The sequence below is a fragment of the Roseovarius sp. MBR-154 genome (assembly GCF_053628595.1).
The window spans coordinates 92768-117551 of sequence record NZ_JBRJGR010000011.1; the positions used below are offsets into that span (position 1 = coordinate 92768).

A 24784-nucleotide genomic window follows, 5' to 3' on the forward strand; every position below is an offset into this window, starting at 1 on the left:
CCTCCTGTCCGGTGCTTTGCTCGTGACATGCCACAGCCCCGGCCCTGCGCACAAGCGCACATCGGCAGGTCGCACCGCAAACGGCTTGCCCCTGTCGCCCGGCTTGGATAGTAGGGTGGAAACAATCTCGGACGGTGACATGACCCAGTCGCGCACAAAATTGGCCTGCATCATGCTGATTGGCCTCGGCATCCTGAGCGCCTGCGGGGAAGCGACACTCGATGAAGAGGCCATGCGCGTAAAGGGTGGGCGCGAACGCGAGGCAGACCCAGGAAACGGGTCGCTTTTCGATATTTTCCGCGGCCCCGGGGATACCGTCAAGGTCAACCGTTTCCTCTGGACCGCCTCGCTGCAGGTGCTTGATTTCCTGCCCGTCGAGGCCGCCGATCCCTTTACCGGCGTGATCACGACCGGCTTCGGCACGCCGCCGGGTGGCAGCCAGGCCTATCGCGCGACGATCCTGATCAGTGACCCGGCGCTCGATGCGCGCGCCCTCAACGTGGCGCTGCAATCGCGCAGCGGGCCGGTCGATGCCGCCACCGAACGCGCGGTCGAGGATGCCATTCTCAACCGCGCGCGGCAGTTGCGCATTCAGGCCGCCCAATTCTAAGCCTCAGGCGCGGCCTCGCGCCGCTCTTGCAGCGATTGCCGGATGATCTGCACTGACGAGTTGACAAAGAGGGCGGCCATGAACCCGGCCACGATCACATCTGGCCATCCGGTGCTGCTGCTCCAGACTCCGAGGGCGGCCAGCATCACCGCCACATTCCCGATGGCGTCGTTGCGCGAACACAGCCAGACCGAGCGTACATTGGCGTCGCCATCCTTGTAGGCCATAAGCAAGAGTACGCTCGTCACATTGGCCGCGAGCGCCAGAAACCCGATGAGCCCCATGATCTCGGCCTCTGGCACACCGATATAGAGCACGCGGTAGAGCGTCGTTCCCAGCACCCAGAGCCCGATCGCCATCAGGCTTAACCCTTTGACGAGCGCCGCCGTGGCACGCACACGCACCGACAGTCCGATCACCGCCAGCGACAGCCCGTAAGTCAGCGCGTCGCCCAGAAAATCGAGCGCGTCGGCCTTGAGTGCCTGTGATTGTGCCGCCTGACCAGCGCTCATCTCGACTGCGAACATGGCCGCGTTGATCGCGATCACCAGCCAGAGCCGCCGCTTGTAGGCCGTCGACACACCCTCGAACCGCACATCGTGGTCACAGCATCCCGCCATTCCGGGGCCTCCTTTGCATCTTGCCTGCACGCAATGTAATCTCTCTAGCGACTAGAGCTTCAAGAGGGGGATGCGATGTTTTTCTCGATTGGCGACCTGGCGCGGCAGACCGGCGTCAAGGTGCCCACGATCCGCTATTACGAGGCGCGCGGGCTGCTTGACGCGCCGTTGCGCAGTGCGGGCAATCAGCGGCGCTATGGACAGGCGGATCTGGAACGCCTGCGCTTCATCCGGCACGCCCGCGATCTGGGGTTCTCGCTCGGGGCAATCTCGTCGCTGATCGAGTTGCAGGATCATCCGGACCGCTGCTGCAAGACCGCGACCGGCATAGCGCAGGATCAGCTTGACGCTGTCCGTCAGAAAATCCGCCGCCTGCAGGCGCTTGAGGCAGAGCTGGAGCGGATCACCGAGGGCTGCACTGGCACGGGCGTCTCGCGCGAATGCTATGTGCTTGCGTCGCTTGCCGATCACGAGTTGTGCGAGCATGATCACGCGCCAGTGGATGACTGAGGTGCGATCCGCGTGGAAAAAGGCCCGGGTTCGTGCTGAGATTCGGAGCGGCCTTTTGTAGAGCCTTGGGTTGAAAGGTATGTCGTGAGTGGCCTGAAGCGGACCTTCGCCGTTATGCCGCCCCCCGGCGCGGCGATTTGGCTGCAACCTGCTCTGCGCTCGGAGGTATTTCGGGCTTGGCTGATATAAAGCGCTACAAAACGGACGTTGGATCGCCACACCGCGGCACGACGATGCGCGGCTCAGTCCAACGACCACTTCAGGCCACTTACCCCATTCCAAGACACGCTTGTACGCAAAGAGGGAATTCGAAACCCACCCGATACAGGCGGCGTAGGGTGGGTTTCCGACCCACCGCGCCAATCACCCGCCGCCAAAGGCGAGCAAGTCCTTCGCAAACTGCATCAGACGCCCGTTGTTTGCCACTTGGTCGAGCACCGCCGTGCCAACCGCGCCGCCGCCAATCTTGGCAGCCGATATCACCATTGCATCCGCGACCTTTGAACAATAGCCGACAACCGCGTTGAGCGCCGCCAAGATTTGCTCCGCTATGGCACGCAACCGGCCCTTGTCCGGCGCGTCCCGCTCCAACTCTTCGCGCGCCTCGTCCAAACCATCCCAGATGATTGTGATCTGCCGCGCCACCTCCGGCGCGTCATCGACCAATCCCTCGGGCGGCTGATTATGACCCCGCTGCACCTCCGAGGCCCGCGCCGCCAGAAACGCCGCCTTCTCGGCCTGCAGCGCCGCCACCTCCGCGCGCAGGCGGTGCAACTCCCAAATTCCCCGGATCACCGGGGTCACCACCTCCGGCCCCTTGTCCCATGTCTCGGGGTCAATGAGGGCGATCTGCTCCAGCATGTCCCATGTGCGGCCCACATCCCCCAGCATGGGCCGACCGTCGAGAAGGGACTCATACCAGTCGATCCAGAATTGCCAGTCGGGCACATCAGACGATTTCGAGAGTTGCGATTTGATCAAGCCCCATTCCTTTGCTAGCGGTCCCATGCCCTCAGACCAAAGCGCTAAGGCATCTGGGATATCGCGCCCCGCCGCGTGTCCTGCGTCGGTTCGGACAGTTTCCCACAGGGCGGCGGCCGCGTAAGCGGCAGCGGCGTGGGCGGCGGTGACGATGGCTTGGGCTTCGGCGTCAGAGCCGGCGGCGGCGGCGTGAGCGGCTGCGTAGGCTCCGGCTTCGAAGTGGGCGGCGTCGGCAGCGGCGAAGGCGGCGGCGCGGGCGGCTGCTTGGGCTTCTCTGATATTGTCGGTTCGCACAAGAGCCGCAACCGAAGAGATCACGACGCTGCGCAAAACCGGCAGAGCTGTCACATCACGTTTGCGCGCCCATTCCTCGGTCAGCACGGCATCCCACCACACCGGCAACACTCTTGCCGCCGCCCGTGACGCGATCCAGACCGCCACCTCGCGCGGCTGATCCTTCAGCCACGCCTCAAGGCTCTCCCGGTCTGTTATGTCCACACTCTCACTCATCACCCCGAACCCTGCCCCGCCCGTCCCCCGCTGTCCAGCGCGCGCGGCGTTAACCCCGCCTCCGGCGAAATCCGCACCGACGCAATACCGACAGGATACCGACGCGATACCGAACCGGACTCTTCCCGTTTTCCAATGCGTTAACCCTGATTCGTACCGCCCGTAGGGTGGGGTTTCAACCCACCCCGCTCACCGCCCCGCCAGCATCGCCAACCGGATGAGCGCCCGCTCCATCAGCGCCATCTCGGGCGCGCGCTGCGCCGCCGAACGCAGTTGCAGATCGGTGTCGGTGAGGATCGTCAGCCCCTGTTGCAGCTTCTCCGCCCCCCAGCCCTGCGCTTGGCCCAGCATGCGGTCGCGGCGCGGGCCAAAGACCGGCGGGCGCATCCGGGCGATGCCCTGCGCCGCCCCGCCGGGATCGGACGCGGCGGTGTAAAGCGCCCTGAAATGCCGGGTCGCCCCGATGCACAGCCCCACCGGCTGCACCCCCTGCGCCTTCAACCGCCGCAGCACCGGACCGATCTCGCCCGCGCGCCCCTCGGCCACGATATTGAGGATGTCGTCCAGATCGGCCTCGGTCGAGGCGGGCGCGCAGGCGGCGATATCCTCCGACGACAAAGGCCCATCCTCGCCCAGCTTGTAAAGCGCCAGCTTCTCCATCGTCTGCCGGAAATCGCCGGGGTCGAGATCGCGGGCGAGCGCCGTGAGGTCATTCATCACCGGGCCGGGAATGTCGCGCAGACCGGCCTCTCCCAGCACCCGTTCGATCTCCTCGCGCGAGGGCGGTTCATCATAAATTCCAACGGCATAGGCATTGGGATGCGCCTCGAACGCCTTGCGGATCTTCGATGTCGCCTTGAGCTGTCCGGCGGTGACGATGATCTGCGCATCGCCCTCCTGCCAGTCGCTCAGCGCCGCCAGAATAGCGTCAGTGGCCGCGTCATTGGCGTCCTCGACAAACACCGCGCGCGGCCCCGGAAAGAAGCCCTGCGCCTTGATCGCATCGATCAGCCGGGCGGCATCCTTGCGCAGATCGCCGCCGGACATCCGGGTCAGGCGCATCTCCTCTTCGGCGTCGGGACCAAGCAGCGCCGCGATCACCTGCTGCCGTTTCAGCGCCACGCGCATCGCGTCAGCACCGTAGATCAACAGCCCCGTGCGATGTGCCTCGGGCTTGGCGAAATAACGGGCCGCGTCGCGCGTGCTCAGCTTCATTGCGCCAGATCGGGGATGGTGGCGATCAGGCGGGTGACCAGTTGATCGGCCAGGATGGTCATCAGCCGCTGCTCGGCATCGCGTTCGGCCGCCTGCGTCGCCACCGGGCTGCCCGCGGCGGAAAAGGCGGTGAAGTTTTCGACCATCCCGGTCGTGACGCTCGCCCCGGTCTGCCGGTCGAGAAGCGCATAGTGGACCCGGCCCAGCATGTTGAACCGCGAGGAGACGTTGGTGCGGTCGATGGCGATGGCCTCGGTGGCAAGGGTGATGCGCGGCCGCAACTCGTAGCGCGCCCCCGAGGCCCGGCCTAGGCGGCCTTCAAGCTCTCGGGTCAGAAGGAAGCCCGCGCGCGTGTCAGGCTCGGTCACCTCCACCCGCCCCATGAGCGCGGTGCCGCCGCCGCCCGGCCCGTAGACCGGCGCAAAACCGCAGCCCGCCAGCAGGACAAACCCCGCGCAGAGCAGGAGGCGGCGGCTATACGACGACATTCACGATCCGTCCCGGCACGACGATCACCTTCTTGGGCTGGCCCCCGGCAAGGGCCTTTTGCACAGCTTCATGCGCAAGTGCTGCTTTTTCAACCTCGGATTTCTCCATGTCGGCGGGCAGCGACAGCTCGCCCCGGCGTTTGCCGTTGATCTGGATGGGCAGGATCACGGTGGCGTCGATCAGCATGGCGGGGTCGGCTTTGGGCCAGGCCGCGGTGGCCACCAGCCCCTCACCGCCCAGCATCGCCCAGACATCCTCGGCCAGATGCGGCGTCATCGGCGACATCAGCTGCGCCAGCGTGCGCGCGGCGGTGGTCTTGGCCGCCTGCCCCGCCTGCGATTTCGCCAGCGTGTTGGTAAAGGCATAAAGCCGCGCGATGGCCGCGTTAAAGCCGAAACTGTCCACGCCCTTGGTCACCTCGTCGATCGTCTTGTGCATCTCGCGCAGGAGCGCCGCATCGGCCTCTGGCGTGGCCGCCTCGGGGGCGCTCTCCACCTCTGCCGCCAGCCGCCAGACGCGGGCAAGGTGGCGATGCGCGGCCTCGGCACCCGAGGCGGTCCATTCCACGTCGCGCTCGGGCGGGCTGTCACTGAGGACGAACCAGCGCGCAGTATCGGCACCGTATTCCGCGATGATGGTGGAGGGGTCGACGACGTTTTTCTTGGATTTGGACATCTTTACAGATGGGATGACGTCGACTCGCCGTTCATCGTCATCTTTCACCGCTTCGTAATTTTCGACAAACGAGAGTCTTTCATCAAAGTCGTTCGTCAACACACCGACACGCTTTCCGTTGTATTCCCCGGTGACAACCTCTTCAGGAAACCGAAAAACTGCTTGTGTAACTCCAGCTTCAGCCGCTTTGCCCTCGACTTCGATTTCTCGACGGAATTTTTTTCTCGTATAGTAAACTTCGTGCGTCACCATGCCCTGCGTGAACAGCGCATCGAACGGCTCGATCGCCTTGTCGGGCAGATGCCCGCAAATCCGCATCGCCCGGGCGAAAAAGCGGGAATACAAGAGGTGCAGGATCGCATGCTCGATCCCGCCGATATACTGGTCCACGTTCATCCAGTACTCGGCCTCGGCCATATCCGTGGGCGTCTCGGCACGGGGCGCGGTGAACCGGGCGTAATACCACGACGAATCCACGAAAGTATCCATCGTGTCGGTCTCGCGCTGCGCGGGCGCACCACAGGCCGGGCAGGCACAGTCGCGCCACGTAGGGTGCCGGTCGAGCGGGTTGCCGGGGATAGAGAAATCAATCGGCGTGCCGCCCTCGTCATAGGGCAGTTGCACCGGCAGGTTCTCTTTCTTCTCGGGCACCACGCCACAGGCGTCGCAATGCACAACCGGGATCGGGCAACCCCAATAGCGTTGACGGCTGAGACCCCAATCGCGCAGGCGGAACTTGGTGACACCCTGTCCCACGCCATTGGCCTCGCAGAAATCAATCGCGGCCCCGACGCCCGCCTCGCCGGTCTGCACCTCTTTGCCCGCGACCAGCCTTGTATAGCGCACACGCTCGGATTTAAGCGGCACGTAAGGCGCGGCTTCGATGTCGTGCTCCGCGTCAAGCGGCAGGAAGGTGTCGATGATCGGCAGGCCGTATTTACGCGCGAAATCATGGTCGCGCTGATCGTGGCCCGGGCAGCCGAAAATCGCCCCAGTGCCGTACTCCATCAGGATGAAATTGGCGATATAGACCGGCAACTCCCACGCCGTGTCGAACGGATGGCGGCAGGTCAGACCCGTGTCGAACCCCAGCTTCTCGGCCTTCTCAATCGCCTCGGCGGTGGTGCCGCCCTTGCGGGCCTCGACACAGAACCCCGCCACATCCTCGCGCTCACGCTCCAGTTGGCGCGCCAGCGGATGATCGGGCGAAATTCCGATGAACGACGCCCCCATCAGCGTATCGGGGCGCGTGGTGTAGACCTCCACCCGGTCATGCCCGTCGGGGCCGTCATTCAGGCCAAAGGCGAATTGCAGCCCGCGCGACTTGCCGATCCAGTTTTCCTGCATGGTCCGCACCTTGGCGGGCCAGTCGTCAAGGCCGTCCAACGCCTCGAGCAACTCCTCGGAAAAGTCCGAGATGCGGAAAAACCATTGCGTCAACTCGCGCCGCTCCACCTCGGCACCCGAGCGCCAGCCCTTGCCGTCGATCACCTGCTCATTGGCGAGCACGGTCATATCGACCGGGTCCCAGTTCACCACCGCGTTCTTGCGATAGACAAGGCCCGCCTCGTAGAAATCGAGGAAAAGCGCCTGCTGCTGGCCGTAATATTCGGGGTCGCAGGTGGCAAACTCTCGGCTCCAGTCGATGCTGAGGCCCAGGGGCTTCATCTGGTCGCGCATGGTGGCGATATTGGCGTAGGTCCAGTCCTTGGGGTGACCGCCGCTCGCCATCGCGGCATTCTCGGCGGGCATGCCGAAGGCGTCCCAGCCCATCGGGTGCAGCACGTTATGCCCGGTCGCGATCTTGTAGCGCGCCACCACGTCGCCCATCGTGTAGTTGCGCACATGGCCCATATGGATGCGCCCCGACGGATAGGGAAACATTTCCAGCACGTAGTATTTCGGTCTGGCCTCATCCCGGCGGGCGCGGAAGATGTCCGCCTCCTGCCACGCCTGTTGCCATTTCGCTTCGATTTCCGCCGGTGCATAGCGCGACATGGGCCGGGCCTCTCTTGCTCTGTCAGTTGTTGGAACGGGTGATAGGCGCTTGTGTGGGGCGGGTCCAGACTCCGGCTGCAAAAATGCGGGGCTTTGCGGGGCTGGCCCGGCGTGACTATAAGCCTGTCAGGGGCACAAGACGGGCATATCCATGAAGATCCTTTTCATCCATCAGAATTTCCCAGGCCAGTACAAGCATCTGGCCCCGCTTCTCGCCCGGCAGGGGCATCACTGCGTGGCGCTGACGCTGCGGGTGAAAGAGGCCACGACCTGGCAGGGGGTGCGCGTGATCCCCTATGGCCTGCCCAAGCGCGAGGGGCAGAAGCTGCACCCGTGGCTGGTCGATCTCGATACCAAGGTGACGCGCGGCGAGGCGTGCTATCACGCGGCCTGTGCCTTGCGCGACAAGGGCTATGCGCCCGATCTCATCCTCGCGCATCCCGGCTGGGGCGAATCGCTTTTCCTGCGCGATGTCTGGCCCGACGCGCGCATGGGGCTCTATTGCGAACTCTACCACATCGCAGGCTGGCCGCATCTGAATTTCGATCCTGAATTCGCCAGCAAGACCCCCGAGACCGAGGCCCTGCGCATCCGGCTCAAGAACCTCAACAACATGCTGCATTTCGAGCAGGGCCATGCCGGGATCAGCCCGACCCGGTTTCAGGCCGACACCTTTCCGCAGCCCTTCCGCGACCGCATCACCGTCAGCCATGACGGCATCGACACACTCACCGCCTGCCCGCTCCCCGATGTGCGGCTCGAGGTGGAGGGCGCGGGCGAGTTGACCCGCGACGACGAGGTGATCACCTTCGTCAACCGCAACCTCGAGCCCTATCGCGGCTACCATGTCTTCATGCGCGCCCTGCCCCGGCTGCTACGCGAACGCCCGAAGACCCGCGTCCTTATCGTCGGCGGCGACGAGGTGAGCTATGGCGCGCGCCCGCCCAACGGGCAGACCTGGAAGCAGATCTTCATCGACGAGGTGCGCGGGCAGATCCCCGACGCCGACTGGGCGCGCGTGCAGTTCCTCGGAAGGATACCCTATGACCAGTTTCTGCGGCTGTTACAGGTCAGCCGGGTGCATGTCTATCTCACCTATCCCTTCGTGCTCAGCTGGTCGCTGATGGAGGCGATGAGTTGCGGTGCGGCGATCGTGGCGGGCGATACCGAGCCGGTGCGCGAGGTCATCACCCATGACGAGACCGGGCGTCTGGTGGATTTCTTCGACGGCGAGGCCCTCGTGAGCGAGGTCTGCACCCTGCTGGGGGACGAGGCCGCGCGGCGCCGCATGGGGCAGTCCGCCCGCGACCTGATCCGGGCGCGCTACGATCTACAGACCATCTGCCTACCGCGTCAGGTGGCTTGGGTAAGCGAGGTGGCTGCGCGAGAGGCATGAGGCGCGCGCGGATCGCAGGTTCGCACCGGAGCCACTATACCAGCTTTGTCTGGGGGCTGTCGTAAAGAGAAGGTCTGGGCCTGAAGTGGACCTTCGCCGGTATGCCCCTGCGCGGAATCAAGGGCGAAGCCCGCCGCGCATCGCCGTGCCGCCCCCCGGCGCGGCGATTTGGCTGCAACCTGCTCTGCGCTCGGAGGTATTTCGGGCTTGGCTGATATAAAGCGCTACAAAACGGACGTTGGATCGCCACACCGCGGCACGACGATGCGCGGCTCAGTCCAACGACCGCTTCAGGCCATTCACGACCACGCTTGCGCAGGCCTACATGACCCGTCCTGCCGCCGTTGCCTTCGCCTGCTCATTGCGCAATGCTGCCGCGACACCAACCAAACGGGGACCGTTCCATGTATGACGTTATCGGATCGCGGGCCAGCCGGGCCTTTCGTGTGCTCTGGCTGCTGGAGGAAATGGGGTTGGAGTATAATCACCTGCCCGTCGCGCCGCGTTCGGCGGAGGCGCTGGCGGTGAACCCGTCGGGGAAGATCCCGGCGCTGCGGGAGGGCGATCAGGTGCTGACCGATTCCAGTGCGATCATGACCTATCTTGCCGACAAGCATGGCCGGATGACGCATCCCGCCGGTACGCCTGCGCGGGCGCGGCAGGATGCGCTGACGCATCAGATCCTCGATGAGGTCGACGCGGTGCTGTGGACGGCGGCGCGGCATTCCTTCGTGCTGCCCGAGGAGCACCGGGTGCCTGCGGTCAAGGAGTCGCTCAAGTGGGAATATGCGCGCAATGTCAACGGGCTGGAGGCGGCGCTCGCGGGGCCGTTCCTGCAGGGCGAGACCATGACCATCGCCGATATCCTGCTGGCGCATTGCCTGATGTGGGCGGGCAAGGCGGGCTTTCCGGACCCGCCTGCGCGGCTGGCCGAATATCTCGACGCGATGATGGCGCGGCCCGGGTTTCAGCGGGCGGCGGCATTGCCCTGAGCGTAGGCCGCCGCGTGGCGGCCGGCCCAGAGACCGGTGGCGAGACAGGCGGTCAGCAGGTAGCCGCCGGTGGGGGCCTCCCAGTCGAGCATTTCGCCGGCGGCGAAGGTGCCGGGGCGGGTGCGCAGCATCAGGCTGTCGGTCAGGGCGTCGAGGCGTAGGCCGCCTGCGGTGGAGATCGCCTCGTCCATCGGGCGGGGGCCGAGGAGGGGGACGGGCAGCGCCTTGAGCGTGGCGGGCAGGTCTTGGGGGGTGCGGGCAAACTCCATCACCAGCGCGCATTTTACCGGGTCGAGGTCGAGGGCCTTGCGCAGGCGGTTTTTCAGGCTGTCGCGGGGGCGTGCCTTGGCCAGTCTTGCGGCGATTTGGGTGGCTGAGAGGTCGGGTGCGAGGTCGAGCGTGAGCGGGGCGCCGTCGCGCAGGGCGGCGCTGATCTCGTAGAGACCGCCGCCTTCGAGCCCGCTGGCGGAGATCACGAATTCGCCGCGCGAGCGGGATGGACCTGCGTGGAGTTCCACGCCTTTGACGGGTTTGCCGAAATGCGGGGTCATGTGGGCTGACCAGTCCACCAGAAAGCCCATATTGGCGGGGCGGAAGGGGGCGAGGGTGTCGGGGGCGAGATGCGCCGCCCATGCGCCATCCGAGCCGAGCCGCGCCCAGCTTGCGCCGCCGCAGGCGAGCACGGTGACGGTGGGGGTGAGGCGCTGTGGCCCGTCGGGGGTGTCGAAGAGGGCGGTTGTGCCATCCCATCCGGTCCAGCGCCAGCGGGTGCGGGTCTCGACCCCCAAGCTGTGCAATTCGGACAGCATGCTGCGCAGCAGCGGCGAGGCCTTCATCACCTTTGGAAAGACCCGGCCCGTGGAGCCGGTGAAGAGCGCCTGACCGTGCTCGTGCGTCCAGTGCTGCACCGCGTCCGGGCCGAAGCCGGTGAGCATCGGGCGCAGGGCCTCGGCGCGGGTGCCATAGGCTTTGAGGAAGGTCTCAAACGGTTCGGATTTGGTCAGGTTCAGCCCGGATTTCCCGGCCATCAGGAATTTGCGCGCCACGGAGGGCTTCGCCTCGGCCAGCGTCACCCGCAGACCGGCGCGCGCGAGTTCCCGCGCAGCCATCAGACCCGCAGGTCCGGCCCCTATGACGAGCGCGTCGGTCATTCGGCGCGGCTGATCGGCCAGCCGCTGCGCAGATCCCGGCCCTGAAGACCATGGTTGATGGCCATCTGCACGATATCCGGCTGACCCTCCATCACCCATCCCCTTGTCTTCTTCACCCTTTGTACCAGTCTCTTGCCCGCACTCCGGGGCAGGATCAAGACAAACCGGCCGACGCGCCTGTCTGCCCGCTCTGGCTGCGGCCCGGTCGGGATGGCAAGGGTGGTCCGGTGCGGCAGCGCGTGAGATTTGCCTCCGACAGGCCATTGACGCTGGTGACCGGATCGCATTTGCTGCACCTGTGCGGAGGACACGGTATCGGGGCGGACATTGATGGGCGGGCGGTGCGGCAGGAACCCGGTCTCAAGGCCGGAGGACCGCAAACAGATGGGGCCACCATATGCCGGGATGGTTTCAATGGGGTCGTGTAGCTTGACTACTCTCATCTTCATGCAAGGAGACGGGTAAATGCGGGTGACTGGATAATGCGCGTCATCGGAATTTGCCGGTTCTCCTACCCTGCCGAGGGCGGGTTCAAGCGGATGCATGACAGCATCGAGGACCGCGAGACCTATCTCTATGATCCCGCGCGCATGGAGTTGCGCTTTCGCCATTTCGAATGCCTGACGCTGCCCTCGATCGCCAACCAGCAGAACCCCGATTTTACCTTTCTCATCGTCGTGGGCGAGAGCCTGCCAAAGCCCTATCGCGACCGGTTGCACGACCTGACCGCCGCCGTGCCGCAGATCAAGGTTGTGGCCAAGCCGCCGATGCGTCACCGCAGCGCCATGCAGCTTGCCATCAAGGAAGAGTTGGGCGAGGACGAGGACGAGTCGATCCAGTTCCGGCTTGACGATGACGATGCGGTCGCCGTGGGCTTTACCCGCAGCCTGCGCTGGTCCGCCAAGGCCAGCCGGAGCATGCGCAAGAAGTGGCGCAATGTGGCCTTCGAGTATAATCGCGGCTACTCGGTCGCCCTCTCGGATCAGGGCATCCATGCCGAAGAGGTCCAGTCCCCGTTCTGGGCCTGCGGTCTCGCTGTTCTCTTTCGCCCCGGCGACCCGCGCACGGTGATGAATTACGGCCATCACAAGCTGCATCTGGAAATGCCGATGATCTCCAACCCGGCATCGAAGATGTATCTGCGCTCCAAGCATGACGACAACGATTCGGGCGCCAATTTCGAACCGCGTGGCTTGCAGCCGCTCAGTGACACCGACCGCGCCTTCTTCAAGCGTCAGTTCAACGTGGACGAGGACCAAGTGAAAGCTGTCTTTTCTGCGCCGCCCGTGCCCGTCGGCTGACCTGCGCCTCGCGGTAAAGCGTGAAGAGGCCCGAGGCGACGACAATCGCCGCACCAATCAGCGTCACGGTCTGCGGCCAGTCGCCGAACACCACCCAACCCAGGATCAGCGCCCAGATCAGGCTGGTATAGCGGAAGGGCGCGACAAAGCCGATCTCGCCTACCCGCATCACCATGATGGAAAAGAGATAGCCGCCGATGATCATCACCGCCGCGCCGCCGATCAGCAGGGCCGCGCGCCCGTCCACCGGGGCCCACTCGCCGGTCAGGCTCGCGAGACCGAAGAACGTCATGATGAAAAACGAGGTGATCAGCGTCACCAGCATCGACGGCACATCGCGCGACAGCTTCCGCGTCGCCAGATCGCGCAGCGTGACAAAGGCCACCGCCGCAAGCCCGTAAACCGAATAGACGTTGAACCCCTCGGTGCCGGGCCGCACGATCAGCATCACGCCGATGAACCCCGCAAGGATCGCCGACATCCGTTTCCAGCCCACCGGCTCGCGGAAAAACAACGCGGCTGCCAGCGTGATCGTCAGCGGCAGCGCCTGCATGATCGCGCTGATATTGGCGATCGGCATGTTGAAGAGCGCCGAGACAAAGAAATAGGCTGAACCGATCTCGCCCACCATGCGCCAGAACACCGGTGCCCAATCCTCGCGCGGAAGACGCCGCGTCAGCGCCCCCATCCGCCAGGCGATCCCCGCCACGAGGATCGTCGTCACCACCCCGCGCAGGAACATCACCTGAAACAGCGGCACCTGCCCCGACAGGCCCTTGATCATCGCGTCGTTTATCGTAAAGGCCGCCATCGACCCCATCATCAGGAGCGCGCCGGTCAGGTTGTCGGAACGGGGCATGGTTTGCCTGTTTTTTGATCATAAGTCGCGCGCATTAGACGCGGATCGCGTCCGGGTGCAAGGGGGGATCAGAGGGGGATCAGTCGGCAAGCGCCGCGTGCAGCGCGCCGTGCAGCGCCGGATTGGCCGCCAGAACCCCGTCGAGACGCGGCACCGGGTTGTTGAACCGGAGCGCTGCCGCGCGCCGGTCGGACGTCACCGCCCCCGCCTCGCGCAGGATCAGATCGCCCGCCGCGATGTCCCATTCCCAGGTCGGGCGCAGCGTCATCATGGCGTCATAGCGCCCTTCCGCAACAAGGCTCAGGCGATAGGCCAGTGACGGGCGAAAGCCGCGCGTCACCTCCGGCGCGCGCCCCTCGCGCCAGACCTCGGGCGCAAAGGCCGGGTTCGCCGCGAGCAGCGACGCGCCCCCCAGATCGGCCCGCGTCGTGGTCCGGATCGGCACGTCGTTCAGCGTCGCCCCCAGCCCTGCGCCCGCCGCATAGAGCTTGTCGCGCATCGGCAGATAGACCGCCGCCGCCGTCACCACGCCACGCTCGGCCACGGCGATGGAATGCGCCCAGATGTCATTGCCCTCGATGAAACTGCGGGTGCCGTCGATGGGGTCGACGATGAACACCCGTTCGGCGCTCAGCCTTGCCGCATCGTCCTCGGTCTCCTCCGACAGCCAGCCATAGTCGGGCCGGGCCGCCCGCAGGATCTGCTTGAGGGCGGCATCGACCGCCAGATCGGCCTCGGTCACCGGCCCCGCGCCGCCGGGCTTGTCGCGGATATCGAGCGGCGCGCCGATATAGCGCGTCGCGATCTCGGCGGCCTCCTGCGCGGCCTCGATCAGCAGGGAAAGATCACTCGCCGGCAATCGTCAGCCCCTTGACCAGAAGCGACGGCACCACGCGGCTCAGATGCGGGCGCGCGTCATTGGCGGGAATTACCGTGCGCAGCATCTCGGGCAGACTGCCCGCGATGGTGCATTCATTGACCGGATAGGCGATCTCGCCATTCTCGATCCAGAACCCGGCGGCCCCGCGCGAATAATCGCCGGTGTTGGGGTTGATCGTCGCCCCGATCATCGAGGTCACCATGAGGCCCGTGCCCATCTCGCGGATCAGGTCGTCGCGGCTCTGCGCCCCTTGGGTCAGCGCCACGTTCCACGTCGCGGGCGAGGGCGGCGCGGATGTCCCGCGCGACGCATTGCCGGTGGAGCGCATCCCCAGCTTGCGCGCGTTGGCGAGGTCCAGCGTCCAGCCCATCAGCCTGCCCTTCTCGACAATCGCACGCTTTGCTGTCGGCAGCCCCTCGGCGTCAAAGGGGCGCGATCCAGTGGCGCGCGGACGGTGCGGGTCCTCCAGCAGCGACAGCGCGTCGGGCAGAACCTGCTCGCCCAGCCGGTTCATCAGCCAGGACGAGCCCCGCGCCACCGACGCCCCACTTGCCGCCACCAGCAGATGCCCGATCAGCGAGGACGCGACGCGCTCATCGAAGAGCACCGGATAGGCCCCGGTGCGCGGGCGGCGGGCATTCAACCGCTCGACCGTGCGCTCTCCGGCGATGCGCCCGATCTCCTCGGCGCCGCGCAGGTCACTGGCAAAGACGCGGCTGTCGGCGTCGTAATCGCGCTCCATCCCCGTGCCGGTGCCACCGATGGCCACGCAGGACAGGCTTGTTTCCGTGCGCGCATAGCCGCCCGAAAACCCGTTGCTTGTCGCGATATGCGCGGCATTGTGGGAATAGGCGGCGCTCGCCGATTGCACTTGGTTCACGCCCGCCACGCGCAGCGCCGCCGCCTCGGCCTCCTGCGCCATCTGCATGAGCTCATCGGGCGCGGGCTCCGCCGCCGGGTCGCAGAGTTCCAGCGCCGCCAGATCCCAATCCTTCGCAAGCTCTTCCGGCGCGGCGAGCCCGGCATAGGGGTCCTCGGGCGCCTCGCGCGCCATCGCCACCGCGCGGGCGGCCAGCGCGTCTATCGTCTCGGGCCTTGTGTCGGAGGCCGAGACATTGGCCTGTCGCCCGCCAATCAGCACGCGCAGCCCGATATCGGTGCCCTCGGCGCGCTCGGCCTGCTCCAGCGTGCCGCCGCGCATGTCGACGATCACCGATTGGCCCCGGATCGCGATGGCATCCGCCGCCTGCGCCCCCGCGTTCAGCGCGGCACCGATCAGGGCATGGGACAGATCATCGAGCGATTGGGGCATGGGCGTCTCCTGAATGCCGGTCTGAGGTAGACCGGGGCGCGCCATCGTGCAAGGCCATGCCACGCGAAAAGCAGGACTGGGCGCTGCCTCTTGCAGATAATTCACGAGGCCACACATCGGGGATATCCCCGGCGGGGCGCGCGGGGACAGACCCGACCACGCGCGACAAGGGGCCGAGCAACATGACCATTTTCCAGAGCCTCTCGGCAGCCGGTTTTGCCGCGACCGCAATCAGCTTTGGCCCCGGGCGCATGGGGTTTGGCCTGTTCGTGCCGGACTTCAAGACCGCCTTCGGGCTGTCCGACACCACCGTCGGGATGGTCTCGGGGCTTGGGTTTCTCGGCTTTTTCGTGGCACTCCTGCTCGCGCAGGCGATGCTCGGGCGCGCCGGGCCACGTGCGCCGGTGGCATTGGGCCTGATTGCCGCCGCGACCGGCATGGCGCTGGTCGCCCTCGCCCAAGGTGTCGCGATGCTCGCGCCCGGCGTCTTTCTGGCGGGGTCGAGCGCGGGCTTTGCCTGGACCCCGTTCAACGACGCGGTGCACCGCAAGATCCGCGATGTGGACCGCCCGACGGCCCTCGCCGAGATCAGCACAGGCACCAGCCTCGGGGTCGCCCTTGCCGGGCTTTCGGCGCTCGCACTCGCGGTTTCGGATCTGTCGTGGCGGGTCTGCTGGGCGGGGTTTGCCGTGGCCAGCCTGATCGCGCTTGCGGCCAATTGGGCGGCACTGCGCGATGTGGAGCCTGGCGGCGCGCCCCGGCCCCGCGCGGCCTGGGACGAGATGTGCCAGGCCGCCGCCCTGCCGCTTTTTGCCGTGGCCTTTGTCTATGGCACCACCTCGGCGATCTACATCTCGTTTGCCGCCGATCAGCTTCGGGCCGCAGGCGGTCTGGCGGGGCTGTCGCCATCGGCCATCCCCGGTCTGGTCTTCTTGATCTACGGGCTCTGCGGTCTGGCGGGGCTGGCGACCGCGCGGATCAATGCCGCGCTCGGGCTGGCGACGCTTCTGCGTCTGCTGATGCTGGCCGGGGGTGGCTCGCTCGCGCTCGTGGCGCTGATGCCCGGCACATGGGCCGGGCTGGTCCTGTCGGCGGGGCTGCAGGGGCTGCATGTGATGATGGTCAGCGCGGTGCTTGCGTCATGGTCGGAGCGGCTCTTTCCCGCGCTGCCCTCGTTCAGCTTTACCGCCGCCCTGCTTGCGACGGCGGGCGGCAGCATGATCGGCCCGGCGCTTGCCGGGGTCGCCGCCGATGCGCTGGGCGCGCAGGTGATGTTCCTCGCGGCGGCGGCCCTGCCGGGCGCCCTGGGGCTGGCATTGCGCCCGCGGCGCATTCAGGAACGCGCGGCGGTGCCGCAGGATGTGGATACCGCCTGACGCCGCGCGGGCTATTTCAGCCGCTGCCCGTTGGCCAGAACTTGCCCGTCCTCGGTCACTTCGATCTTGGAGACCAATTCATCCTCGCCCGGGCCGGGGCGCGCAAAAAGCCCCATCATCATGCGCACACCGGTGGCCTGATCCTGCGGCACGAGACCCATGGCGATGAGCTTGTCCAGCAGGCCATTGCCGCCGACCAGCCGCAGATCAAGCGCGCCCTCGGGTGCGGGCGCGCCGCCAAAGCTCTCGGTATCGGTCGCATCGAAGGTAAACGCCCCCTCGCCGGTCAGCGTCGCGCCGGCCACATCAAGCGTCAGGTCGTGCAGGGTCAGGCTCTCGACCTCGCCCGGCGCGGTCTCGCTGTCCTCCAGCTTTTCCACCTGCTCGGGGTCGAGCAGATCGAAGAACAGCCGCCCCTTGCCGCTGAGGTCAATCCGCAGGGTCGCCGGATCGCGCGGCAATTGCCCGCCCGGATCGAACATCGACCAGAGCTGATCCGGCACGGTGAAATCAATCAGCTCAAGCCCGAGCGCGTAATCCTGCATGGTCTCGCTCTCGATCACCGGCACGGCCATGTCGAAGCCCATCCGCGCCATGCTCAGGTTGATCGGGAACGGCATGTCGGTGGCGCTGATCGCCATCGTCACGCCCTCGCCCGCGCCGCCATAGCGCAGGCCGTCGGGACCGATCGAGGTGGTCAGCGTGCCGCTGTCGGAACTGTTGGCCCCTTCGAGCACATCGCCATCATTCTCGAACCGGTAGACCGTGTTGCCGGTCTGGTATTCCATCCGGCTGTCGAACTGGAACCCGTCACGCAGGGCGGCGGCCATATCCTCGGCATCGAAACTTTCGGGGATCGCGCCAGACCCTGCGAATGTCGCTTGCGCCAGTGAGCCGGAAAAGACCAGCGTGCCGCCCTCGACCGGATCGGTGAAATCGAGTTCATAGGTGACCGGACCGGCGGACATGTTCTGCTGCACCGCGCGCGACCTCTCGCCCTGTGCGGTGCTGCTGGAGCCACTGAGATCCTCCAGCCGGATTTGGGCGGCACGAATTTCGGGCGTCTCGTCCCCGGCCTGAAGATCGGTCAGCGCCATGGTCAGCGCCTCGGCCTCATAGCTGTATCGCATCGCGTCGGGCGAGCCCGACACCACCATGTCGAGCCCCTGATGCGTCACTTGCATCGCCGCCGTGACCTGCTGCGCCTCGTCGTCGGTGGCGGCAATCGCGATCGGCAGGCTCTCCGGCAAGTTGACCGACACGGTGCCGTCCGCGTTCTCGACGAACGCCACCTGGCCCATGCGCATCGACACCGCGCCATCGCCGTCGGGCAGGGTCATCTCCATCGCGAGATCGCGGATCGTCAGGGTGTCGCCGGAGCGGCTTTCGTCAGCGGTGACGCGGTAGCCAAACTCCTCCAGATAGGTTGTCCAGTCCTGCCAGACCTGATCGGCGGTCAGGTCGGCCAGCGCGGCGGTGCCGCTGAATCCGAGGAGGAGGGCCGACGCGGCCAGCGGGCGAAGATAGGACATGTAAGGCACCTTTTTCGAAATCCGGTTTGCCGATAACTTCGGTCCTCGGGCGCGCGGGGTCAAGGGAGGATGTCGCTGGAACTTCGTCGCGCACGCCGTTATGCAAGGCTCCGTATCACGGGGAAAGTATCACAGGGCCAAAGGGGGCAAGCCATGACCATGCAAGGCAAATGCGTTCTGATCACCGGCGCGAGCAAGGGTATCGGCGCCGCCGCCGCGCGGGTCTTTGCCGAGGCGGGGGCCAATGTCGCGCTGGTCGCGCGCAATCGCGACGCCATCGCCGACCTGGCGGGCGAGATCGGGCGCAGCGCCATCGCCATCCCCTGCGACGTCAGCCGCTACTGGGAAATGGAGGCCGCAGTCGCGGCCTGTCATACCGCCTTTGGCCAGCTTGACGTGCTGATCAACAATGCGGGCGTGATCGAGCCCATCGCCGGGATTTCGGAGGTCGACCCCGGCGCCTGGGCGCATGCCATCGACATCAACCTCAAGGGCGTCTTCAACGGCATGCACGCCGCGCTGCCCGGCATGATAGAGCGCGGCGGCGGCACCATCCTCACCGTCAGCTCCGGCGCGGCGCACAATCCGCTGGAAGGCTGGAGCGCCTATTGCTCGTCCAAGGCGGGGGCGGCGATGCTGACCCGCTGCGCCGATCACGAGGCGCGTGGCGCGGGGCTGCGGATCATGGGCCTCTCGCCCGGCACGGTGGCCACCGACATGCAGCGCGAGATCAAGGCCAGCGGCGTCAACCCGGTGAGCGCGCTCGACTGGTCCGACCATATCCCCGCCGACTGGCCCGCCAGGGCGCTCTTGTGGATGTGCAGCGCCGAGGCGGATGAGTTCCTGGGCCAGGAAATCTCGCTGCGCGACGAGGATATCCGCCGCCGGATCGGCCTCGGATGATCCGGCTCGACAGGGACGGCGCGCTCTGGATCGCCACGCTCGACCGCCCCGACAAGGCCAACGCGCTGACCGAGGCGATGCTGGCGGCGCTTGCCGATATCGCCGAGGCCGCAGCATCTGAGGCACAGGTTTTCATCCTCACCGGCGCGGGCAAGGTGTTCTCCGCCGGGGCCGATCTTGGGGCCGTGCGCGCAGGGCTGGCCACCAGCCCGGTCTGGGAACGTCTCTCAACCGCCATCGCCGCCTTTCCCGGCCTCAGCATCGCCGCGCTCAACGGCACGGTGGCGGGCGGCGCGATGGGCATGGTGCTGGCCTGCGATATCCGCGTCGCCGTGCCGGGGGCCGGGGCGTTCTACCCGGTGATGAAACTGGGCTTTCTGCCGCAACCGAGCGACCCCACGCGCCTGACCGCATTGATCGGCCCGGCGCGTGCCCGGATGATCCTGATAGCCGGGCAGAGGATCGACACCGAAACGGCACTTGCCTGGGGCCTTTTCGACCGGATCACGCCCGAGGGCGAGAGCGCGCTCGGCACTGCCCGCGCGCTGGCCGCCGATGCGCTGGCCGCCGACCCCGCCCATGTCGCGGGGATCAAGGCGCTCTGCCGCCCCTGACCGGCGGCAAAGGGTTTGCCGCATTGCGCATTCCGTGACAGGCTGGGGATGCGCCTGTAAAGCGGAGGACAGGTGCGCTTTCAGGGAGGATTGAACCATGAACCTGCGGCCAGACCCGACATTTCACGCCACGCCCAAGCTGGCGATGGAGGCCCCGGCGGAAAAGCTCGCCTTCACCCTGATGCTCAGTCCCGATGGCAGCCAGCCGGACGGCCTCGCCGTGGTGGATGTTGACCCCAAATCCAAGAGCTACGGCCAGATCGTCCATCAGGTGATCATGCCCAACACCGGCGACGAGTTTCACCATTTCGGCTGGAACGCCTGTTCCTCGTCGCTCAGCCCGCTCTCCGGTCACGCCTTCCTTGAACGGCGCTACCTGATCATCCCCGGCATCCGCTCCAGCCGCATTTACATCATCGACGTCAAGGAACCGCTGAAGGCGAAGATCCACAAGATCATCGAACCCGAGGAGGTCTTTGCCAGGACCGGCTATTCGCGCCCGCACACCATCCATTGCGGCCCCGAGGGCATCTATGTCTCCACCCTGGGTGGCGGCGGCGAGGACGGCACCGACGGCCCGCCCGGCATCTTCATCATGGATTGCGAAACCTTCGAAATCCTCGGCCGCTATGAGATGGATCGCGGCGCGCAGGACAAGCATTACGATTTCTGGTGGAACCTGCCGCGCAACTACATGGTCAGTTCCGAATGGGGCCTGCCGCCGCAATTCGAGAACGGCATCGTGGCCGAGGATCTGCTCGGCAACAGATACGGCCATTCCATCCATTTCTGGGACCTGCGCGCGCGCAAGAATGTGCAGACCATCGACCTTGGCGAAAACCACCAGATGGCGCTTGAGATTCGGCCGGCGCATGACCCGGCCAAGGATTACGGCTTTTGCGGCGTGGTGGTCGATACAACCAATCTCGAAGGCTCGATCTGGACATGGTGGCGCAAGGCGGATGGCAGTTTTGATGCGAAAAAGACCGCCACCATCCCGCCGCGCCCCGCCGCCGCCGATGACCTGCCCGACCTGCTCAAGGGCTTCGGGGCGGTGCCGCCGCTGGTCACCGATATCGACCTCAGCCTCGATGACAAATACCTCTACGTCGCCTGCTGGGGCACCGGCGAGATGCACCAATACGATGTCAGCGACCCGATGAAGCCCACGCTTGCGGGCAAGGTCGAACTTGGCGGCATCGCCCGCGGCACCGCGCATCCCAATGGCAAGGGCTTTGCCTACGGCCCGCAGATGGTGGAGATCAGCCGCGACGGCAAACGCGTCTACTGGACCAATTCGCTCTATTCCACATGGGACGATCAGTTCTATCCCGAGGACGAGGGCGGGCAGATGGTGATGGCCCATGTCGGCGAAACCGGCGGTCTGACGCTGGATCCGGAGTTCTACGTGGAGTTCCCCAAGGGCTACCGCGCCCACCAGATCCGGCTCGAAGGCGGCGACTGTTCCACCGACAGTTTCTGCTACCCCTCCGTCTGAGGCGTGGCGGACCTCAATAGTACGGCGGCCCTGTGGTGGGCCGTCGTCGCCTCGGGCATCTATCACGGGGTCAATCCCGGCATGGGCTGGCCGCTCGCGGTCTCGGCCGCACTGATGGAGCGCAAGCGCGGCAGCCTGTGGATGGCATTGCTGGCCCTCGCGGGCGGGCACCTGCTTGCCATGGCCGCGATCCTCTTTCCGTTCTCGGCGCTGATGACCCTCGCGGCATGGCAGCGCGAAATCCAGATCGGCGCGGCCTGCCTCGTGATCGGCCTCGGGCTCTATCTGCTGATCAATCGCAGGCATCCCCGGTTTCTGGCCCGTGTGCCGCCGTCGCGGCTGGCGCTCTGGTCGTTCCTGGCGGCAATGGCGCATGGCGCGGGGCTGATGCTGGTGCCGATCTATCTCGGGATATGCGGCACGGTCGACACCGACACCGACACCGGCCACGCCGCCGCCGACACGCTGATCGGCGGCAACGTCACCATTGCCGCCGCCGTGGCGCTGCTGCACACGGCCGCGATGATGCTCTCGGGCGGTGCGCTCGCCTATGGCGTCTTCCGCTGGCTCGGCCTGAAATTCCTGTCGAAAAGCTGGTTCAACCTCGATCTGGTGTGGGCGCTCAGCCTGATCCTCGTGGGCGGATTGTCGCTCTGGCACGTGCTCTGACGCTGGCGCCAGAGGCAAGCGCTTCAGGCCCCTGAACGTCATTGCGCAACAGAGCGCCGCGACGGTCAAGTCTCGCGCGTCGGCGGTTGCGATGCCTGAGCAGGCGGACCGCCTGTCCGCACGCTTCGACCTGCTCGTTGATTTTGCAGAGATCGACCGGGAGCGCGATGAGTTCATCGCCGCGATACGTCGCCATCCCAGTGCAGCATATCCGGTGATCTACCGGGCGGGCAGGGGGGCGAGATCCTCCGCATGTTGCGTCCCCACGAGAGCCTGACGGCCTATCTGCCAGACGGCTGACCGTCACAACCCTGCGGCCCTGGTCAGGTTGACCCGGAACCGATCGCGCCTGCGCTGATACCGACGGGTCATCTCGGCCGAGGCATGGCCGAGATGTTTCTGAACGTAGCGCTCGTCGATCTCAGCGCAGGACGCGAGACCCGCGCGCAGGCTGTGCCCGGAAAAGAGTGCGAGGCGGTCCTTTTCGGGCAAGTCGGACCGGAGTCCGGCATCGAGCACTGTGCGCTTTACCAGCCGCGCCACGTGTTTGTCGCTGAGGCGGGTGCCGAGCGCGCGCTTGCCATCGCGCGAGCACCGCGCGAACACTGGCCCGAAGTCGATGCGTCCGAAGTGCAGCCACTGCTCAAGCGCATGTACGGGACAGGTCTGTTCCCTGGAGCCGCGTCCGACCTCGACCTCGCGCCAGCCGGTCTTGGCGTTCAGGGTCAGCAGGACGCCGCCTCCCTGCCTTCCTTCCATGATCTCGATCCAGCCGCCGCTGTCGGGCGTGTCGTCCTTGTGAACGTCGAGCCCGACGATTTCCGACCGACGCAGGCCCCCGGCATAGCCCAGCAGCAGGATCGCCCGATCCCGCAATCCGCGCAGGTCGAAGGCCAGGGTGGCCACCATCGCGAGAATGTCCTCGGGCAGGATCGCCTCTTTCTGCACCGGCGGGCGGGCATGTTTGCGTCTGATCCCGGCCAGGACGGTGGCGATGTGGCGGTCCTTGCGGTCGAGGGCAAAACCCCGCTGCGCATAGTTCCAGGACAGGCCGGAGAGGCGCCGCTCGATGGTAGAGACCGAAACGGGACGGTCCGCCGCCTGCGGTGGGGCCTTGCCCGCCGGAGCGGCCAGATCCGCCAGGTAGAGCCCGATCATCTGGGGCGACGGCGGCAGCGGATCGGTGCCTTTCAGCCGACACCAGCGGGCGAAATGTTTCCAGTCGGCGGCGTAGGCCTTGTTCGTATTTGCGGCTGCCGATGCCTCTGCGTAGCCGCGGGCGGTATCGACCAACCGGTCAAGCGTACCGGAGCCGACCACATGGGCGGGCAGGGTGACGGGCTCAGGCGCCGCTTGATCACTCTCATGGATATGGGCATCCTCTGCCGTGTCAGAGGGTGGTGACGTCGAGTTCTCGCGTTCCGGTGCCATTGTCTGCCCGCAGAGTTCACGGTTCCTGAGACCGTGGCGCAGCATACCTTCAGAATGTCCGATACCGCAAGGTTATCGGACATATTCAGAAGCCGAAGGTCAGGCGCGGCCCTGAGCCTCCTGCCGCTCGATAATGTCAACCCGCGACAGGCCCGCCGCGTCGCGAAGGCCCGCAGGACAGGGGCAACGACCGATGCCGTTGATGCGTGCGTTGTCGCGATGAGGGGCACGGCACCCAAACCCGTGCTGATCCCCCATGGAAAATGCACGGGCCACGGCATTCAGTTCGAAGACTATGCCTGGCGCGCCCGACATATCGCTGCGGTATCGAGACAGTATCCGGCGCGAATTACCTTCTCTGCCCGTGTATCAGGGCTCGTCGACATCCAGCACGAAGGACAATGGCGCGATGGTATTGTCGATCAAGGACAGAATTTCGGGTCGCACTGCGCCGTTGCTGGGGTCGAACAGGCCAGTCCTCTTCAACGCCTGACGCAGGTTGATATCCCGTCCGAGGAATTCCAGCGCGACCTTTGACGCGCCGGGCTTGCGCCCGCGCCGTGTCGGGCCGCCGGTCTGGATGCCGAGAAGAATCCCGAGCCTGCTTTGGTGGCTGGGATAGAGCGTGGCCTGGGTGATGCTGTTCACCTCGATGGATTCGTATTCGATAATGTGGAGACGGTCGGCAAGGTAGAACAACACGCCCTCATACTTGTTCAGTCCGTGCGTGCGGCCGGTTTCGGGGTCGCGCAGGATCTCGATGTTCTTCCAGTAATACTTGTCATCCTCGCGGTAGATATGCGCCAGGGATCGAATGACCTTGCCCTGATTTCCGAAGGAATAGAAGTAGCGGAAATAATAGCCGAGATACTTGTCCAGATCCTGACTGTGCTGATAGAGCCGGTCGAGATGGCGCAGCGGCTTGCTCAGCGCCTCTTGTTGCAGGGGCTTGCGTTTCAGGGAAACCATCTCTTCGAATTGCAGCGGCTCCATCAGCAGTTCGGATTCGGATACACCGAAGAAATCGCAGATCCGTCGCATGTTGTGGCGCGACGGGTGCGAGTCGCCGGCAAGGTATTTGTTGAATTGCTGGCGGTTGATGTCGAGCTTGCGGCAGACCTCGGCAATCGAGGGATAGTAGCTGCACAGCAGGGCGAGGTTATGGCGGAGTTCGTCGGACATGCCCCTGTGTAAGGTGAAGCTTTGAACGCGTCAAGTCGCGAAGGATCGCGAAATTGCCTGCCCCGATCCCGGGGGTAGGC

General features: G+C 65.8%; 22 protein-coding genes. 10 read left to right on the forward strand and 12 right to left on the reverse strand.

Features of this window, described 5'->3' with window-relative positions; all coding sequences use genetic code 11:
- The first annotated feature begins 139 nt into the window (after window positions 1-139).
- Window positions 140-610: a DUF3576 domain-containing protein gene (locus tag ACSSV4_RS14360; RefSeq protein WP_454275818.1), complete on the forward strand. Its 471-nt coding sequence runs from the start codon at window positions 140-142 to the stop codon at window positions 608-610.
- Here ACSSV4_RS14360 and ACSSV4_RS14365 read toward each other — a convergent pair.
- Entirely contained in the window at window positions 607-1230 is a 624-nt protein-coding gene (locus tag ACSSV4_RS14365) for a cation transporter (RefSeq protein ID WP_454275819.1), read from the reverse strand. The two genes, ACSSV4_RS14360 and ACSSV4_RS14365, sit on opposite strands and share 4 nt — an antisense overlap.
- 75 nt (window positions 1231-1305) lie before the next feature.
- On the opposite strand from ACSSV4_RS14365, the gene ACSSV4_RS14370 reads away from it, so the two are divergent.
- Complete coding sequence (locus ACSSV4_RS14370; protein ID WP_454275820.1) at window positions 1306-1740, forward strand: MerR family transcriptional regulator; 435 nt, start codon at window positions 1306-1308, stop codon at window positions 1738-1740.
- Between the two features lie 363 nt (window positions 1741-2103).
- Here the strand turns inward: ACSSV4_RS14370 and ACSSV4_RS14375 are convergent, their stop codons facing one another.
- The 4 genes from ACSSV4_RS14375 to leuS all read right to left on the reverse strand — a co-directional run bounded on the left by ACSSV4_RS14375 (window position 2104) and on the right by leuS (window position 7608).
- Window positions 2104-3231 carry a hypothetical protein gene (locus tag ACSSV4_RS14375; protein ID WP_454275821.1) on the reverse strand — a complete coding sequence of 376 codons (1128 nt, stop codon included), beginning with the start codon at window positions 3229-3231 and terminating at the stop codon, window positions 2104-2106.
- A gap of 189 nt (window positions 3232-3420) precedes the next feature.
- Window positions 3421-4446 carry a DNA polymerase III subunit delta gene (holA, locus tag ACSSV4_RS14380; protein ID WP_454275822.1) on the reverse strand — a complete coding sequence of 342 codons (1026 nt, stop codon included), beginning with the start codon at window positions 4444-4446 and terminating at the stop codon, window positions 3421-3423.
- Complete coding sequence (gene lptE / locus ACSSV4_RS14385; RefSeq protein WP_454275823.1) at window positions 4443-4934, reverse strand: LPS assembly lipoprotein LptE; 492 nt, start codon at window positions 4932-4934, stop codon at window positions 4443-4445. Before lptE ends, holA begins: the two co-directional genes overlap by 4 nt.
- Window positions 4921-7608, reverse strand: a complete 2688-nt coding sequence (leuS, locus tag ACSSV4_RS14390; RefSeq protein ID WP_454275824.1) for a leucine--tRNA ligase — start codon at window positions 7606-7608, stop codon at window positions 4921-4923. The genes lptE and leuS overlap by 14 nt, the downstream gene beginning before the upstream one ends.
- Window positions 7609-7759: 151 nt before the next feature.
- Between leuS and ACSSV4_RS14395 the strand changes: the two genes are divergently transcribed.
- Together ACSSV4_RS14395 and ACSSV4_RS14400 are read left to right on the forward strand one after the other, a co-directional pair.
- A complete protein-coding gene (locus ACSSV4_RS14395; RefSeq protein WP_454275825.1) occupies window positions 7760-9004 on the forward strand; it encodes a glycosyltransferase in 1245 nt (414 codons plus the stop codon).
- Window positions 9005-9408: 404 nt separating this feature from the next.
- On the forward strand, window positions 9409-9996 hold the full coding sequence (locus ACSSV4_RS14400) for a glutathione S-transferase family protein (RefSeq protein ID WP_454275826.1): 588 nt from the start codon (window positions 9409-9411) through the stop codon (window positions 9994-9996).
- Here ACSSV4_RS14400 and ACSSV4_RS14405 read toward each other — a convergent pair.
- Window positions 9972-11147 carry a TIGR03862 family flavoprotein gene (locus ACSSV4_RS14405; protein ID WP_454275827.1) on the reverse strand — a complete coding sequence of 392 codons (1176 nt, stop codon included), beginning with the start codon at window positions 11145-11147 and terminating at the stop codon, window positions 9972-9974. The two genes, ACSSV4_RS14400 and ACSSV4_RS14405, sit on opposite strands and share 25 nt — an antisense overlap.
- Before the next feature lie 482 nt (window positions 11148-11629).
- Here ACSSV4_RS14405 and ACSSV4_RS14410 point away from each other — a divergent pair, with 482 nt between their 5' ends.
- Entirely contained in the window at window positions 11630-12448 is an 819-nt protein-coding gene (locus ACSSV4_RS14410; RefSeq protein WP_454275828.1) for a putative rhamnosyl transferase, read from the forward strand.
- On the opposite strand, the gene ACSSV4_RS14415 is transcribed toward ACSSV4_RS14410, so the two are convergent.
- The 3 genes from ACSSV4_RS14415 to ACSSV4_RS14425 form a co-directional block, all read right to left on the reverse strand.
- The gene (locus tag ACSSV4_RS14415) at window positions 12387-13307 is read right to left on the reverse strand and encodes a DMT family transporter (protein WP_454275829.1); all 921 of its coding nucleotides are present in this window, start codon (window positions 13305-13307) and stop codon (window positions 12387-12389) included. The genes ACSSV4_RS14410 and ACSSV4_RS14415 overlap by 62 nt on opposite strands.
- Window positions 13308-13386: 79 nt before the next feature.
- Window positions 13387-14166, reverse strand: a complete 780-nt coding sequence (locus tag ACSSV4_RS14420; RefSeq protein ID WP_454275830.1) for an inositol monophosphatase family protein — start codon at window positions 14164-14166, stop codon at window positions 13387-13389.
- Window positions 14153-15499, reverse strand: coding sequence for a TldD/PmbA family protein (locus ACSSV4_RS14425; protein ID WP_454275831.1), 1347 nt, complete (start codon window positions 15497-15499; stop codon window positions 14153-14155). Before ACSSV4_RS14425 ends, ACSSV4_RS14420 begins: the two co-directional genes overlap by 14 nt.
- Before the next feature lie 182 nt (window positions 15500-15681).
- Between ACSSV4_RS14425 and ACSSV4_RS14430 the strand changes: the two genes are divergently transcribed.
- On the forward strand, window positions 15682-16875 hold the full coding sequence (locus tag ACSSV4_RS14430; protein WP_454275832.1) for an MFS transporter: 1194 nt from the start codon (window positions 15682-15684) through the stop codon (window positions 16873-16875).
- Window positions 16876-16886: 11 nt separating this feature from the next.
- On the opposite strand, the gene ACSSV4_RS14435 is transcribed toward ACSSV4_RS14430, so the two are convergent.
- Entirely contained in the window at window positions 16887-18407 is a 1521-nt protein-coding gene (locus ACSSV4_RS14435) for a DUF2125 domain-containing protein (RefSeq protein WP_454275833.1), read from the reverse strand.
- Between the two features lie 153 nt (window positions 18408-18560).
- Between ACSSV4_RS14435 and ACSSV4_RS14440 the strand changes: the two genes are divergently transcribed.
- The 4 genes from ACSSV4_RS14440 to ACSSV4_RS14455 all read left to right on the forward strand — a co-directional run bounded on the left by ACSSV4_RS14440 (window position 18561) and on the right by ACSSV4_RS14455 (window position 22091).
- Window positions 18561-19310, forward strand: a complete 750-nt coding sequence (locus ACSSV4_RS14440) for an SDR family oxidoreductase (protein ID WP_454275834.1) — start codon at window positions 18561-18563, stop codon at window positions 19308-19310.
- Window positions 19307-19924: an enoyl-CoA hydratase/isomerase family protein gene (locus ACSSV4_RS14445; RefSeq protein ID WP_454275835.1), complete on the forward strand. Its 618-nt coding sequence runs from the start codon at window positions 19307-19309 to the stop codon at window positions 19922-19924. The genes ACSSV4_RS14440 and ACSSV4_RS14445 overlap by 4 nt, the downstream gene beginning before the upstream one ends.
- Before the next feature lie 97 nt (window positions 19925-20021).
- On the forward strand, window positions 20022-21422 hold the full coding sequence (locus ACSSV4_RS14450; protein ID WP_454275836.1) for a selenium-binding protein SBP56-related protein: 1401 nt from the start codon (window positions 20022-20024) through the stop codon (window positions 21420-21422).
- Between the two features lie 81 nt (window positions 21423-21503).
- Window positions 21504-22091: a hypothetical protein gene (locus ACSSV4_RS14455; RefSeq protein ID WP_454275856.1), complete on the forward strand. Its 588-nt coding sequence runs from the start codon at window positions 21504-21506 to the stop codon at window positions 22089-22091.
- Between the two features lie 303 nt (window positions 22092-22394).
- Here the strand turns inward: ACSSV4_RS14455 and ACSSV4_RS14460 are convergent, their stop codons facing one another.
- Both ACSSV4_RS14460 and ACSSV4_RS14465 read right to left on the reverse strand, forming a co-directional pair.
- Window positions 22395-23522, reverse strand: coding sequence for a tyrosine-type recombinase/integrase (locus ACSSV4_RS14460; RefSeq protein ID WP_454275837.1), 1128 nt, complete (start codon window positions 23520-23522; stop codon window positions 22395-22397).
- A gap of 369 nt (window positions 23523-23891) precedes the next feature.
- Window positions 23892-24704, reverse strand: coding sequence for a helix-turn-helix domain-containing protein (locus ACSSV4_RS14465; protein WP_454275838.1), 813 nt, complete (start codon window positions 24702-24704; stop codon window positions 23892-23894).
- Between the last annotated feature and the right edge of the window lie 80 nt (window positions 24705-24784).

Bases quoted from the DNA above. Each gene is read 5' to 3' on its own strand.
- ACSSV4_RS14360 (WP_454275818.1), top strand. From the start codon at position 140: ATGACCCAGTCGCGCACAAAATTGGCCTGCATCATGCTGATTGGCCTC.
- ACSSV4_RS14365 (WP_454275819.1), bottom strand. From the start codon at position 1,230: ATGGCGGGATGCTGTGACCACGATGTGCGGTTCGAGGGTGTGTCGACG.
- ACSSV4_RS14370 (WP_454275820.1), top strand. From the start codon at position 1,306: ATGTTTTTCTCGATTGGCGACCTGGCGCGGCAGACCGGCGTCAAGGTG.
- ACSSV4_RS14375 (WP_454275821.1), bottom strand. From the start codon at position 3,231: ATGAGTGAGAGTGTGGACATAACAGACCGGGAGAGCCTTGAGGCGTGG.
- holA (WP_454275822.1), bottom strand. From the start codon at position 4,446: ATGAAGCTGAGCACGCGCGACGCGGCCCGTTATTTCGCCAAGCCCGAG.
- lptE (WP_454275823.1), bottom strand. From the start codon at position 4,934: ATGTCGTCGTATAGCCGCCGCCTCCTGCTCTGCGCGGGGTTTGTCCTG.
- leuS (WP_454275824.1), bottom strand. From the start codon at position 7,608: ATGTCGCGCTATGCACCGGCGGAAATCGAAGCGAAATGGCAACAGGCG.
- ACSSV4_RS14395 (WP_454275825.1), top strand. From the start codon at position 7,760: ATGAAGATCCTTTTCATCCATCAGAATTTCCCAGGCCAGTACAAGCAT.
- ACSSV4_RS14400 (WP_454275826.1), top strand. From the start codon at position 9,409: ATGTATGACGTTATCGGATCGCGGGCCAGCCGGGCCTTTCGTGTGCTC.
- ACSSV4_RS14405 (WP_454275827.1), bottom strand. From the start codon at position 11,147: ATGACCGACGCGCTCGTCATAGGGGCCGGACCTGCGGGTCTGATGGCT.
- ACSSV4_RS14410 (WP_454275828.1), top strand. From the start codon at position 11,630: ATGCGCGTCATCGGAATTTGCCGGTTCTCCTACCCTGCCGAGGGCGGG.
- ACSSV4_RS14415 (WP_454275829.1), bottom strand. From the start codon at position 13,307: ATGCCCCGTTCCGACAACCTGACCGGCGCGCTCCTGATGATGGGGTCG.
- ACSSV4_RS14425 (WP_454275831.1), bottom strand. From the start codon at position 15,499: ATGCCCCAATCGCTCGATGATCTGTCCCATGCCCTGATCGGTGCCGCG.
- ACSSV4_RS14430 (WP_454275832.1), top strand. From the start codon at position 15,682: ATGACCATTTTCCAGAGCCTCTCGGCAGCCGGTTTTGCCGCGACCGCA.
- ACSSV4_RS14435 (WP_454275833.1), bottom strand. From the start codon at position 18,407: ATGTCCTATCTTCGCCCGCTGGCCGCGTCGGCCCTCCTCCTCGGATTC.
- ACSSV4_RS14440 (WP_454275834.1), top strand. From the start codon at position 18,561: ATGACCATGCAAGGCAAATGCGTTCTGATCACCGGCGCGAGCAAGGGT.
- ACSSV4_RS14445 (WP_454275835.1), top strand. From the start codon at position 19,307: ATGATCCGGCTCGACAGGGACGGCGCGCTCTGGATCGCCACGCTCGAC.
- ACSSV4_RS14450 (WP_454275836.1), top strand. From the start codon at position 20,022: ATGAACCTGCGGCCAGACCCGACATTTCACGCCACGCCCAAGCTGGCG.
- ACSSV4_RS14455 (WP_454275856.1), top strand. From the start codon at position 21,504: ATGGGCTGGCCGCTCGCGGTCTCGGCCGCACTGATGGAGCGCAAGCGC.
- ACSSV4_RS14460 (WP_454275837.1), bottom strand. From the start codon at position 23,522: ATGGCACCGGAACGCGAGAACTCGACGTCACCACCCTCTGACACGGCA.
- ACSSV4_RS14465 (WP_454275838.1), bottom strand. From the start codon at position 24,704: ATGTCCGACGAACTCCGCCATAACCTCGCCCTGCTGTGCAGCTACTAT.